At 41.9% G+C, this 12,847-nt stretch carries 16 protein-coding genes; 7 read left to right on the top strand and 9 right to left on the bottom strand.

Features of this window, described 5'->3' with window-relative positions; translation table 11 throughout:
• The first annotated feature begins 6 nt into the window (after nucleotides 1-6).
• Entirely contained in the window at nucleotides 7-216 is a 210-nt protein-coding gene (locus MOB98_RS20110; protein ID WP_268360037.1) for a YlaI family protein, read from the top strand.
• Nucleotides 217-272: 56 nt separating this feature from the next.
• On the opposite strand, the gene MOB98_RS20105 is transcribed toward MOB98_RS20110, so the two are convergent.
• Both MOB98_RS20105 and typA read right to left on the bottom strand, forming a co-directional pair.
• Nucleotides 273-590, bottom strand: coding sequence for a YlaH-like family protein (locus MOB98_RS20105; RefSeq protein WP_003232274.1), 318 nt, complete (start codon nucleotides 588-590; stop codon nucleotides 273-275).
• 56 nt (nucleotides 591-646) lie between these two features.
• A complete protein-coding gene (gene typA / locus MOB98_RS20100; RefSeq protein WP_003232278.1) occupies nucleotides 647-2,485 on the bottom strand; it encodes a translational GTPase TypA in 1,839 nt (612 codons plus the stop codon).
• A gap of 112 nt (nucleotides 2,486-2,597) precedes the next feature.
• On the opposite strand from typA, the gene MOB98_RS20095 reads away from it, so the two are divergent.
• Together MOB98_RS20095 and MOB98_RS20090 are read left to right on the top strand one after the other, a co-directional pair.
• Nucleotides 2,598-2,786, top strand: a complete 189-nt coding sequence (locus MOB98_RS20095) for a YlaF family protein (protein ID WP_268360038.1) — start codon at nucleotides 2,598-2,600, stop codon at nucleotides 2,784-2,786.
• A gap of 273 nt (nucleotides 2,787-3,059) precedes the next feature.
• Complete coding sequence (locus MOB98_RS20090) at nucleotides 3,060-3,671, top strand: hypothetical protein (protein ID WP_268360039.1); 612 nt, start codon at nucleotides 3,060-3,062, stop codon at nucleotides 3,669-3,671.
• Between the two features lie 40 nt (nucleotides 3,672-3,711).
• On the opposite strand, the gene MOB98_RS20085 is transcribed toward MOB98_RS20090, so the two are convergent.
• Genes MOB98_RS20085 through MOB98_RS20070 form a run of 4 tightly spaced genes read right to left on the bottom strand, consistent with a single transcriptional unit; the run spans nucleotide 3,712 to nucleotide 6,719 of the window.
• Nucleotides 3,712-4,005, bottom strand: coding sequence for an anti-sigma factor family protein (locus tag MOB98_RS20085; RefSeq protein ID WP_268360040.1), 294 nt, complete (start codon nucleotides 4,003-4,005; stop codon nucleotides 3,712-3,714).
• The gene (gene ylaC, locus MOB98_RS20080; RefSeq protein WP_268360041.1) at nucleotides 4,002-4,523 is read right to left on the bottom strand and encodes an RNA polymerase sigma factor YlaC; all 522 of its coding nucleotides are present in this window, start codon (nucleotides 4,521-4,523) and stop codon (nucleotides 4,002-4,004) included. Before ylaC ends, MOB98_RS20085 begins: the two co-directional genes overlap by 4 nt.
• A complete protein-coding gene (locus tag MOB98_RS20075; protein WP_268360042.1) occupies nucleotides 4,523-4,792 on the bottom strand; it encodes a hypothetical protein in 270 nt (89 codons plus the stop codon). The genes ylaC and MOB98_RS20075 overlap by 1 nt, the downstream gene beginning before the upstream one ends.
• Nucleotides 4,782-6,719 (bottom strand): hypothetical protein, encoded by a 1,938-nt coding sequence (locus tag MOB98_RS20070; protein WP_268360043.1) that lies wholly within the window; start codon nucleotides 6,717-6,719, stop codon nucleotides 4,782-4,784. The genes MOB98_RS20075 and MOB98_RS20070 overlap by 11 nt, the downstream gene beginning before the upstream one ends.
• Before the next feature lie 271 nt (nucleotides 6,720-6,990).
• Here MOB98_RS20070 and nprE point away from each other — a divergent pair, with 271 nt between their 5' ends.
• The 3 genes from nprE (at nucleotide 6,991) to MOB98_RS20055 (ending at nucleotide 10,181) form a co-directional block, all read left to right on the top strand.
• Complete coding sequence (gene nprE, locus MOB98_RS20065; RefSeq protein WP_268360044.1) at nucleotides 6,991-8,556, top strand: neutral metalloprotease NprE; 1,566 nt, start codon at nucleotides 6,991-6,993, stop codon at nucleotides 8,554-8,556.
• Nucleotides 8,557-8,924: 368 nt separating this feature from the next.
• Nucleotides 8,925-9,098, top strand: coding sequence for an alpha/beta hydrolase family protein (locus tag MOB98_RS20060; protein ID WP_268360045.1), 174 nt, complete (start codon nucleotides 8,925-8,927; stop codon nucleotides 9,096-9,098).
• Between the two features lie 168 nt (nucleotides 9,099-9,266).
• Nucleotides 9,267-10,181 carry a class I SAM-dependent methyltransferase gene (locus tag MOB98_RS20055; protein WP_268360046.1) on the top strand — a complete coding sequence of 305 codons (915 nt, stop codon included), beginning with the start codon at nucleotides 9,267-9,269 and terminating at the stop codon, nucleotides 10,179-10,181.
• A 63-nt stretch (nucleotides 10,182-10,244) separates the two neighbouring features.
• Here the strand turns inward: MOB98_RS20055 and MOB98_RS20050 are convergent, their stop codons facing one another.
• From MOB98_RS20050 to MOB98_RS20040, 3 genes are all read right to left on the bottom strand, one after another.
• Nucleotides 10,245-10,673: a GNAT family N-acetyltransferase gene (locus tag MOB98_RS20050; protein WP_268360049.1), complete on the bottom strand. Its 429-nt coding sequence runs from the start codon at nucleotides 10,671-10,673 to the stop codon at nucleotides 10,245-10,247.
• Between the two features lie 25 nt (nucleotides 10,674-10,698).
• Nucleotides 10,699-11,496 carry an inositol-1-monophosphatase gene (gene suhB, locus MOB98_RS20045; protein ID WP_268360047.1) on the bottom strand — a complete coding sequence of 266 codons (798 nt, stop codon included), beginning with the start codon at nucleotides 11,494-11,496 and terminating at the stop codon, nucleotides 10,699-10,701.
• 137 nt (nucleotides 11,497-11,633) lie between these two features.
• On the bottom strand, nucleotides 11,634-11,822 hold the full coding sequence (locus MOB98_RS20040; RefSeq protein ID WP_009967148.1) for a hypothetical protein: 189 nt from the start codon (nucleotides 11,820-11,822) through the stop codon (nucleotides 11,634-11,636).
• Between the two features lie 239 nt (nucleotides 11,823-12,061).
• Between MOB98_RS20040 and MOB98_RS20035 the strand changes: the two genes are divergently transcribed.
• Nucleotides 12,062-12,700: a YktB family protein gene (locus MOB98_RS20035; protein WP_268360048.1), complete on the top strand. Its 639-nt coding sequence runs from the start codon at nucleotides 12,062-12,064 to the stop codon at nucleotides 12,698-12,700.
• Nucleotides 12,701-12,847 lie beyond the last annotated feature (147 nt).

Below are 12,847 nucleotides of genomic sequence, written 5' to 3'. Positions count from 1 at the left end.
GGTGATATGATGAGGGTCAAATGTTCTATTTGCGATAAAATTGAAACAATTGATGATGATACCCTGATCGCGAAACGGCTTCGAAACCGCCCAATCCATACATATATGTGCAAGGAATGCCATGACAGGATTGCCCAGAAAACAGAAGAACGGCTGAAAACGGGAAAATTCACTTTTCATCCGGGACAGCAAAAGAAAGAAAAAGTTAAAAAATAAAGCAGCCGCTTTACCATACAAAAACAAAAAAGACTCAGCTTTTCAGCTGAGTCTTTTTATGATTTGGCAGACTGCCCCTTCTTCGACTGATACAGCCGAATTTTGTAAATGATTAAAATCAGCGCAGCGACGACCAATCCCTCTGCCACGGGCAAAAACACTCCTAAAAAGGTCAAAACAGTGCAGCCTAAAGCCAGAAATACATACACCACTGCTGATTTTAACACCGGTAGCCGTTTTGCAAATCCAAGCTTAAATACAATAACGGCCAACACAAAAATCGTGCCGTACAAGAGCCACATGCCTGCCGCAGGCTGCCGGTCTACTTGATATAGAGCGGCGAAGAACGACAGGCGTTCGCTTACGTCATTCAAAAAGATTCCCTCCCCTGCAAACGTGCGGGTTCTATCTTTTCAAATTCTGCAAGAGATTAAGACAATCCTGCTGTTTTTTTCTTTTTCGCTGCTTTTTCACGTTCGTTTTTATTGAGGATTTTCTTTCTTAAACGAATGGATTCAGGCGTTACTTCACAGTATTCATCTTCGTTTAAGTACTCTAGAGATTCCTCAAGAGACATAATGCGCGCTTTTTTAATTGTAGTTGTCTGATCTTTTGTCGCAGAGCGGACGTTCGTCTGCTGTTTCATTTTGCTGACGTTAACAACGAGGTCGTTGTCACGGTTATGCTCTCCAACGATCATTCCTTCATATACTTCAGTACCCGGCTCAACGAAGATGACACCGCGGTCTTCAATTCCTTGGATACCGTAAGATGTCGCTTTTCCGTTTTCCATTGACACAAGCACACCTTGACGGCGTCCGCCGACTTGGCCCGCCTGCATCGGCTGGTAGCTGTCAAACGTATGGTTCAAAATACCGAATCCGCGTGTTAATGATAGGAACTCGGTGGAGTAACCGATCAATCCGCGGGAAGGAACTGTAAAGATAAGACGAACTTGGCCGTTACCGTTGTTGATCATATCAACCATTTCGCCTTTTCGGGCACCCATTGATTCCATGACAGAGCCTGTATGCTCTTCAGGAACATCGATTTGCACACGCTCAACAGGCTCACAGCGTACGCCGTCGATTTCTTTGATGATAACCTCAGGTTTTGAAACTTGAAGCTCATAGCCTTCACGGCGCATATTTTCAATTAAAATGGACAAGTGCAGCTCACCGCGTCCGGAAACAACCCAAGCATCAGGAGAAGCTGTTGGCTCAACACGCAAGCTCACATCCGTCTGAAGCTGTGACTGAAGACGCTCTTCAATTTTGCGGGCCGTTACATATTTACCTTCACGACCTGCAAACGGACTGTTATTCACGACAAATGTCATTTGAAGTGTCGGCTCATCAATGCGAAGCACCGGAAGCGGATCTTGATGGTCCACAGGACAGACTGTTTCACCAACGTTGATATCTTCCATACCGGAAACCGCAACGAGGTCTCCCGCTTTTGCTTCTTCAATTTCCACACGCTTTAAGCCTTGGAAACCGAAAATCTTTGTTACACGGAATGACTTAGCCGTTCCGTCAAGCTTCATAAGAGAAACCTGCTGACCGACTTTCATCGTGCCGCGGAATACGCGACCGATTCCGATACGTCCTACATAGTCATTGTAGTCAAGAAGGGCAACTTGGAATTGAAGCGGCTCCTCTGCATTATCAACAGGTGCCGGAACATGCTTAATAATCGTTTCATATAAAGCTTCCATGTTTTCATCCTGCTGTTTCGGATCAAGACTCGCTGTTCCATTAATCGCTGAAGCGTATACGACTGGGAATTCGAGCTGCTCTTCATTGGCATCAAGCTCAATAAACAGATCAAGAACTTCATCGATAACTTCCTCAGGGCGGGCAAAGTCACGGTCAATTTTGTTTACAACAACAACCGGGTTCAGGTTTTGCTCAAGAGCTTTTTTCAGAACGAAACGAGTTTGAGGCATGCAGCCTTCATAGGCGTCAACGACAAGCACTACGCCGTCAACCATTTTCATAATCCGTTCTACTTCTCCCCCAAAGTCTGCGTGTCCAGGGGTATCCAAAATATTGATGCGTGTATCTTTATAGTTAATCGCAGTATTTTTCGCCAAAATTGTAATGCCGCGTTCGCGTTCAAGATCATTAGAATCCATTGCGCGTTCAGCAACTTGTTCGTTGGCACGGAACGTACCAGCTTGATGTAAAAGCTGATCGACCAGAGTCGTTTTCCCATGGTCAACGTGGGCAATAATCGCGATGTTGCGAAGATCATTTCGAAGTTTCACTTTTTCATCTCCTAATAAAATTAGATAACTTTCATATTATATCACACATCCACTTTAAAAGCGTCACGTTTTTCTGTAAACTTATGATAAGACGTAAAAGGGGATGGAAAATATGAAAAAATTGAATTGGCTTTTCTTATTATTTGCATTTGCAGCGGTTTTCAGCATTATGCTGATCGGCGTCTTTATCGCTGAAAAAAGCGCTTTAGGCATTATCGCCAGCATTATACTTGTTTGTGCTGTTATGGGCGGCGGCTTTACATTAAAAAAGAAAATGCGTGAGCAAGGCTTGCTTGATTAAAAGCATTGCCCCGCAGTATACATTGTAATCAAAAAACACCGCAAAGAATGCGGTGTTTTTCATTTCTTTAAGTCTTATCTCCCCCGTTTCTTAGTCGAGAAGATGCAAAACAGCATTCATACATAGACAATCGTTCTAACGACTACATATGCGTACGGCAAAAAGTAGTTCGACAAAGATATACATAAAATACCATAGAGCCTATTTTTCTTCCGCCAATCTCTCCCTATAATGGAATCTGTAACACAAATCGATAAAAGGAGAGAAGAAATCATGAAGAAAACATTTGTAAAAAAAGCTATTTTATCGACTGCCGCAATGACTTCAGCTGCTCTATTAACGTTCGGCCCTGATGCAGCCAGCGCAAAAACTCTGGCTGATAACACGTCTGTCCATGTTCAGCACCAGACAATCACAAACGAAGATCTCAATACATTTATTGATATATTAAATCAATGTATATACGAACAAGACGGTGTGTATTATTTTGACAGCGAGAAAGCTGTTGAGTTAGGAATGACAAAAGAAGAGGCTCAAGTAATCGCAACATTATGGGAGTCGACATCAGAGTTTTTCAGCGTCGTTTCACAATGTGTGTATGTTGAAGATGGAAATTACAAATTTGATACTGAAAAAGCAGTTGAACTTGGCTTCACAGAAAAAGAGGCACTCGCTCTTGAACAATTTTTCTCTGCTGCTTCCCTAAAGATTCACATTCTTCAAGCAGCCATTGTATTACAAGACGGTGTGTACAGTTATGATAAAGATGCAGCGGTACAAGCAGGTGCGACACCTCTGCAAGCTGACGTTTACGAAAAACTCTTCAGTACGCTATCCCAAGAACAGCTTGCTGCAATCTACGAAATGGTTCATCCCCAAGTGTAATCTAAAACGGCGCTTGCCCGATTTCGGCAAGCGCTTTTCTTTATATCAGCAGTTTGATGATCAGCATCACGGCGACCGCCGCTCCAAACCCGCAGGCAGCTTTAACGATCAGCAAACCGTAATACCTCTGTTTAAACCGTAGTTCTTCTTCCGGCAAAAAAGTCTCTTCAACGGCCTGTTCACCCTCCAATTCAAAAGGCTCAGACATCATGTCAAACATTTCTCTGCAACTGCTGCAGCTCTTTAAATGCTCTTCAATGATGTGTTCCGTTTCTTTTCTACAATCACCTTCAAGATACAGAGGAAGCAGGTCTCTTACTAGAAAGCAGGTCATATCCGCTCCTCCTCTCTTCTCTTCATCATGTTTTTCTTTAGCTCCAATCTGGCACGGTGCAGGGTAGTTTTCACCTTTGAAAGGCTCCATCCCAATATCTCAGCGATTTCTTCATACGAGAGCTCTTGGAATTCTCTTAAAATCAAAACGGATTGATGCTGATCTTTTAACTGTAAAAGCTCTCGCCTTAGGGTTTCACTTTTTACCGTCCGTGACAGATACTGTTCAGGCTGCTCATAAGTTGTTTGTGTTAATCCGTCATTTTTGCTGATATCAGTAAATTGATATTTGACATCCCTTCGGTACCAATTGACAAATGTGTGATGCGCAATGGTGTAAAGCCACGTTCTGATGGAAGAATGCCCCCTAAACGAAACCAGGCCGTTAAGTGCTTTCACAAATGTGTCCTGCGCCAAGTCCTTGGCTGTTTCAAGGTGATGCGTCCTTCGAAATAAATAATTCAAAATTTCTTGGTAATACTGTCGATACAAGTCTTCAATAGAATCCCTATGTTTCATTAAAAGTAAAACCACACTGTCATCCAAATGGCCAATAAAATGAAACAGATATACATGGAAGACATGTATACTTTCATATGTCTGATTTGGCTCTCTTCTTCAGCACCAGGGCTTCTATTTGAATAAGCTTCACTCTTCAAGCTTTCCGCATTCTTTTGATATAACGGTTGGTGCTGTTTCATCCATTCCATTGATTCGTCCTCTAGCTCTCCTTCTTTATATAGGTCATATAAATCTAAAAAAACAGACTCTTTTTCTTTATCGTTCATAAAGACTTTTCACCTCTTGTGTTTCTCCATCCACGACGTATGCATCATGGCGGTTTGACCCGAACGGCTGAATAATGATCAGCCATGCATAATGGCGTTCATTCCCTCTTTGAACGATAATTGGGCGCATACGTTTTTTGTAAATGACATCTTGATATAGAGAAACTACTTTTTCATAAGCCAGTGTTCCATTACGATACGTATATGGGAACGGGTGATTGGGTGTATCACTGTACACATAAACGTTTAGCTGACCTTGATCTTCAAAAAACTCATATGTTTTAGAAGAATCAGTATACATCACCATGTCACTCTGGCTTTTTTTCTTCTTTTCTGATCCACGAGCATCGAAGACCGATAATATCTGTCGCTGCATCCGGCTGTTAGCCAGTAAGATATTCTTTTTCATTGGAAGCGAAAGGCTATGTAAACAACCGGATTCGCCTTCAAATTCCAACACAATTCCATCTTTCGTTTCAACACGCACTATAGTTCCGAGCAGGCTATCTCTTTCAATATCAGTGATCTGATAAGGCTGTTTTGATCTGTTCAGCGCTATAAACATTTGTTCCACTTTATCGTGAATGTCTTGTTCTGTGATATGAACATGCAGAAGAGAGTCAAGCTGATAAATCGAAGGATCTTCACTAAACCCCATTAAGGTTTCTTTTTCCCAATAAAATACCGTGCCATCATCAGCATTATCTTTTTTATGAAGTCGATTTTTCAGGTATATACGTACCACTGTCTGGCCGTCCTCATTAGATACCTTTGTTTCGATATGATCTTTATTTAACACACGTCCGTGCCGCTCAAGGAAAGCCATGGACTTCCGCTTATACTCCTGATTCGTTAGCTTTTTCCCATGCGCTTTTTTTAAGTACTCATAATTACGAATCAGCTGTGATACTTCATCTATCTCAGCTTTATAGCCCTTGCTTTCAAATGAGTAGAAATAATGCACATCCATTTTTGTATCGTGCAAATATAATGTCTCATCTGTAGGAAAAAATGACTTCACAATCTGTTCCGCTTTTTCAGATGAAATGTGCTCCCCGACAAAATTGAATGAATCATGGACATTTATCGGCTTTGAGATAGCAAAAGCAACGGTTCCTACGTTATATATCGGATTTAAAAGCAAGACAAAAAACACAATAACAGCCGTCGTCAGCCACTTATTCATACGTATATAAAACTTGCCTGACTTTTGGAACAGATGATAGCTCATCAAAAATCCAGCCATTGCCAAATAAATCGTATATGGCAACGTTGCACCATAATCAATGGAGATTTGCCCGGAAAATGGGACAAGCAGCAAAACGAGCAGTCCGATAATCAGCGTATAAAATAAACTTAGTAAAATCTTGTTTGTTCTCCAGTACAGCTTGAAAAACAGTACATTCAAAACAATCGGAAGAATGATGATGAAAAACAGGAACACAAATCCAATTGGCTCGATCCCATCAGGATATTCCTTCCAATAAGTAAAGAAACTGAATATCATTTGTACGATCGGCAAACTGACAACGGCCAGATCGAACGTATAAAACATGCCTTTCCCGCCATGGTCACGAGGCATCAGCATATAGTGAAAAGCCGTTAGCAGCACATACCCGTATAACAAAAAATGCACCAGCGGCAGCAGTTCATTGCCGTCCTCTCTTAAATAAGCACTAGTAAAATTTGTTGCCTGCACCTGATGAATGAGTTCAACAGACACCCCAACCAACAGCACAATTCGCAATAAGACACCAGCTAAGAACATTGTGCGGTACCGGTTTATCTTGAAATGGTGCACCACAACATATAAGCCCGCCAGAACAACAATCAACCACTGGATCAGCAAAGTGCTTTGTCTGCTTAAGATAAAATAACGTTCGAAATGCAATACATAATGACTGAATATATCCAACACGAACAACAATCCTTTACTTCTTATTAAGGCCTCATTCGGTTAGACAGACGGTTTGCCCAAAAGTTTCAATAAGAAATAAAAGTTTCTTTTCTTCCCCATAACACTTGCAATGAACCATCACATGACACTTGGCTCATCTGGATATTATTCAGCAAAAATAAACGCAGGACAATTCTATCAATTTTGTCTAGTTATGTTAGTTTTTGTTGAGTATTCCAGAATGCTAGTTTAATATAACAATATAAAGATTTTTCAGTATTTTCAAAAAGGGGGATTTAATGTGGGTTTAGGCAAGAAATTATCTGTTGCTGTCGCTGCTTCGTTTATGAGTTTATCAATCAGCCTTCCTGGTGCTCAGGCTGCTGAAGGTCATCAGCTTAAAGAGAATCAAACAAATTTCCTCTCCAAAAACGCAATTGCTCAATCAGAGCTATCTGCACCAAATGACAAGGCTGTCAAACAGTTTTTGAAAAAGAACCGCACCATTTTTAAAGGTGATCCTGCCAAAAGGCTGAAGCTTGTTGAAAGCACGACTGATGCCCTTGGGTACAAGCACTTCCGATATGCGCCTGTCGTTAACGGAGTGCCGATTAAAGATTCGCAAGTGATCGTTCACGTCGATAAATCCGACAATGTCTATGCGGTCAATGGTGAATTACACAATCAATCTGCTGCAAAAACAGAAAACAGCCAAAAAGTCTCCTCTGAAAAAGCGCTGGCACTTGCTTTCAAAGCTATCGGCAAATCACCAGACGCTGTCTCTAACGGAGCGGTCAAAAACAGCGATAAAGCTGAATTAAAAGCTGTAGAAACAAAGGACGGCAGCTATCGCCTTGCTTACGACGTGACGATTCGCTATGTCGAGCCTGAACCTGCTAACTGGGAAGTTTTGGTTGACGCTGAAACAGGCAGCATTTTAAAAAAGCAAAATAAAGTAGAACATGCCGCCGCGACTGGAAGCGGAACAACTCTAAAGGGCGCAACTGTTCCTTTGAACATCTCATATGAAAGCGGAAAATACGTTCTAAGAGATCTTTCAAAACCAACAGGCACCCAAATCATCACATATGACTTGCAAAACAGACAAAGCCGCCTTCCGGGCACGCTTGTCTCAAGCACAACGAAAACATTTACATCTTCATCACAGCGGGCAGCTGTTGACGCACACTATAACCTCGGTAAAGTGTACGATTATTTTTATTCAAACTTTAAACGAAACAGCTATGATAATAAAGGCAGTAAAATCGTTTCTTCCGTTCATTACGGCACCAAGTACAACAATGCTGCCTGGATAGGCGACCAAATGATTTACGGTGACGGCGACGGTTCCTTCTTCTCTCCGCTTTCCGGTTCATTAGATGTGACGGCGCATGAAATGACTCATGGCGTCACTCAAGAAACAGCCAACTTGATTTATGAAAATCAGCCGGGAGCATTAAACGAATCATTCTCTGACGTATTCGGCTACTTTAACGATACAGAAGACTGGGACATCGGTGAAGACATTACAGTCAGCCAGCCTGCTCTCCGCAGCCTGTCCAATCCGACAAAATACGATCAACCTGACAATTACGCCGATTATCAAAACCTTCCAAACACAGATGAAGGTGATTACGGCGGCGTACACACAAACAGCGGAATTCCAAACAAAGCCGCTTACAACACCATTACAAAGCTTGGTGTATCTAAATCACAGCAAATCTATTACCGTGCGTTAACAACATACCTCACGCCTTCTTCAACGTTCAAAGATGCCAAGGCAGCTCTCATTCAGTCTGCCCGTGACCTTTACGGCTCAACTGATGCCGCTAAAGTTGAAGCAGCCTGGAATGCTGTTGGATTGTAATAATAGCAAAAAGCCTGAGATCCCTCAGGCTTTTTTTCATTATTGATCCGCAAAATATCGGAGTATGGGGAGATTCTTCTGTCTGGAGAACACCTGGCTCTTTTACTCGGATTAACTGCAGGATTAAGAGAATTCAATGGAAACCGGGAATATCCCCATGTATCGAGCAAAAGTGCAGGCCAATGCAGATGGGTTTGGGCCGACCGATTGACTGACAATGAGCCGATATCCGTCTATTTTTGACCAATGACTCCCCTCATTCTCCTGAATCCAAGCTCATTGGCGGGGAATTCAGGAACATAAGGAAAAAGCCAGAAAAGCCAGCCCTATTGAATAGGTACATCGCTTAGGCACCGCCAATACTTATTATGCATGGAGATCAGGATGACGTCGTTCCATATGAGCAAAGTGCTGAATTTTATCATGCACTAACAAAAACAGGCCACAATGCCACGATGTATAAGATTAAGGGTGCCGGACATATCGGTTTTACCCAGCACCATACTCTTAACATTGTAAATGATTTTTTAATTCTCACCTAAAGAAGGAACGCAACCATGTGAAATAACTGAAAGCATACGATAGAAAAAAAGAGTGATATTATTGACAAAAATTTTTATTTATGCTATAATTTACTATTATCATATTTGTATGTATAATAAGATTCTCCTGGCCAGGGGAATCTTATTTTTTTATTGGAGGATCATTTCATGAGGAAAAAAGAGTCCAGCTTAACGTCTTTGATTTCAGCTTTTGCCCGTGCGTATCACAGCCGATATGATTCGCCTCTCATTTTTGATGATTTTATTGCAAAAGACCTCATTAATGAAAAAGAGTTTACAACCATCAGCGAAAATATGATTCAAGGAATATCGTTTTTCAACAAAGAGATCGCCGAACGTCTGCAACACGATCCTGAAAACATATTAAAATGGGTTACCCACATCCAGCTGTCGCCTACACCCTTAGCACGCGCCGCGTATTGCGAAAACGTATTACACAACGAATTGATGCTGGGAGCAAAACAGTATGTCATACTTGGAGCCGGGCTGGATACCTTCTGCTTTCGCCATCCTGAATTGGAAAACAGCTTGAATGTGTTCGAAGTTGACCATCCAGCTTCACAGCAATTCAAAAAAAATAAGCTGAAGGATGCAAATCTGACAATCCCAAGGCACCTTCACTTTGTTCCTATGGATTTTACCAAAACGTTTTCATATCAGCCTCTTATAGATGAAGGATTTGAAAACACCAAATCATTCTTCAGCCTTCTGGGCGTCTCTTATTATTTAACGCGAGAAGAAAACGCAAGCTTGATCAGTCATTTATTTTCAAAAGTCCCGCCAGGAAGCTCAATCGTTTTTGATTATGCGGACGAAACGTTGTTTACGGCAAAAGGAACGTCAAATCGAGTTGAACATATGGTGAAGATGGCTGCCGCCAGCGGGGAACCGATGAAATCGTGTTTTACTTATCAAGACATTCAACAAATGTTAGAGTTATCAGGCTTACTGATCTATGAACATTTATCACCGGACGACATTAATGACCGTTTCTTTTGTAATCGAACGGACGATTTGTCAGCGTTTGAAACGATTCATTTTATCCATGCAGTGAAAAAATAACGTTTTATTCAAAAAGACGCCTTCCCATTTTCGGGAGGCTTTTATAAAAATAAGCTGCCGACATCATCCGGCAGCTTCCGCTAAAGGCTTCACAAGGATCATAAATGATTTGCCTCTATCATCTTTCTCCGTTTTCAGCTGTTCAAACCCGCATTGGCTCAAAAACAGTATCCATTCAGTGCGGTCAATGGGAACGGCCGCAAACATCGCTTTATGTTTGCCTCTGAGCGATTTGCTGATCTGTTCAATGATCATCCTCGCATGTCCCTTTTTTTCTTCGGCAGGGTCGACCAGCACCGTTCCAAGCCACGGCTTTCCATTGGAAGGCGCCCACTCAAGATGATAGCTGATGGCAACAGGCTGACCGGCTTTTTCCCATACAAGCCATGATCCATTGTACATGGAGTAGGAGATCATATAACGTTCAGCGTCCTTTTCCCCAAACTCCTCCTCTTTCCATACAGGATGAGCCTCCGCGAGCTTCTCTAACAGGCTGAGGTCCTCCTGTTCAAAGGACCTACTTTCCAGCATGAAGGTACTCTTCAAATATCGTTTTATGTATAGCTGGGTTTCCGGCCAGGACACTGTGATTTTCTAAAAAGGTAAACGGCTCTCCCTCAATAGTCGTATAAATGCCTCCAACTTCATTTAACAGCACACAGCCGGCTGCATAATCCCACGGCGCAAGCCGCATCGTGATGTAAGCATCTATTCTTCCTGCCGCGACGTTTGCCAGCTCTAAAGCGGCAGAGCCGTAGGAGCGTGTACCTCTGACTCTTTTCACTAGGGGCGCCAAGACACTTTGATCGATTCTTCTGTTTTCCGTTACCCATGTCGCATTAATGGCAAGAATCGCTTCCTCAATGACGGTTTCTTTTAAAGGAGCCAGTTTCGTTTCATTCATATAAGCTCCTTTACCGTTAAATGCGTGATACAGCTCATCATGCACCACATCATAAATTAATCCGATTTTCCCTTTGCCGTTTTCAAAAATTCCGATTGAAATCGCAAAATTTCTTTGCTGGTGCACAAAATTCATCGTCCCGTCAATCGGATCAATAATCCAGACGACCCCCTCCAGTGAGTGAAGCTTATCGCCTTGTCCTTCTTCACCGAGAATGCGGTGTCCCGGAAACGTTTCTTGAATGCGGTCAATGAAAAACTTTTCCGTTTCTTTGTCAATATTGGTGACTAAATCATTCGGATTTGATTTCGTTTCAATTGTCAGGCTCTCATGCATGGATTGTTTAATTCTCGCGCCTGCTTCCCTAACCCATTTCTTTGCAAATTCATCAATTTCCGTCCAATTTGTCATTCGTGTGTACCTCTCTTCTATGTAGACCTTTATTTTATAGGATACTGATAACGGCGGTGAAAAAGCAAGGAAAATGAAAAATATCCCTTCTCACGTAAAAACGAACCATTCATGCGGTTCGTTTTTACTATCGCTTTTTACCCGTTAAGACGAATCCATTCTTTTCTAAGTCGCTCTAGTTTGTTTTTGCTTTGTTCAATCTGTTCTTCATTTTCTTTTTGCATTGCTTCATATAGGGTTGCCAATTCATAATCAACCTCTAGTCTCCAGACAGCTACACGATTGTTTTTCTCTTCCTTAAATCCCTCTTTCACAACTTGCCTCATTGTCTTTCGCCCCTTCCAGAGATCATTTGTTTGTAAAAAAGCATCCCATTTTGCCAATCAACAATGATTACTTCTTATATCGTATGATTGTTCTATTTACGTGCAACATGATTCTGAAAATTGTGTGTTTACCTACTCATTTATTACCACATTTCCCCTCTCTTCAAACGCACTCAATCTTTTTGCGGCTCGTCCTAACTGTGATAAAATATGTTTACTTAGCATGAAGGAGGAAAATCATGACACAAATGCGTTTTACAGAAGAAGACTTTAACACCTTTACAATAGAAGGCTTAGACGCGCGCATGGAGGTATTAAAAGAGACGGTCCGTCCGAAGCTGACAGCTCTGGGCGAACACTTCGCCCCAACTTTATCAGCTCTAACCGGAGATGAAATGTTTCCGCATGTGGCAAAGCACGCAAGAAGATCTGTCAATCCACCTGCTGACAGCTGGGTGGCATTCGCAAACAGCAAAAGAGGCTATAAAAAACTGCCGCATTTTCAGATTGGCTTATGGGAAAGCCACGTATTTGTGTGGTTTGCGATTATTTATGAATCCCCTATTAAAGAAGAATACGGCAAATTGCTTGAAGCGAATCAGGAAACCATTACAAAAAATATTCCTGACAGCTTCGTTTGGTCCGCAGATCACACAAAACCGGACGTACATAAGCAGTCTGAAATGGATAAGGAACAGCTGAAGACACTGTTTGAGCGTTTGCAGACTATAAAGAAAGCCGAGCTGTTGTGCGGCATCCAGCTTCAAAAAGAAGAAGTGCTAAATATGAATAACCAGGAATTCCTTCAGCGTATCAACGATGCCTTCAAGCAGCTTGCTTTTCTGTACCGTTTCACCCAAAACGTATCGCAAGCATAAAAAAGAGCAGGGATCTGGGACTGACCCCATAAGATGAGACAAATATAAAACACCTTCAAGTTTGAAAACGGATGATTGTTATCCGAAATTAGACTTGGAGGTGTTTTTTCTATGGGGACAAGAGTGAGTTATCCGGTTGAAGTGAAA

Origin of the sequence: Bacillus sp. N13C7, assembly GCF_026790065.1 — a bacterium.
Taxonomy (GTDB): domain Bacteria; phylum Bacillota; class Bacilli; order Bacillales; family Bacillaceae; genus Bacillus.
This window is presented reverse-complemented; position numbering and strand designations above follow the sequence as displayed.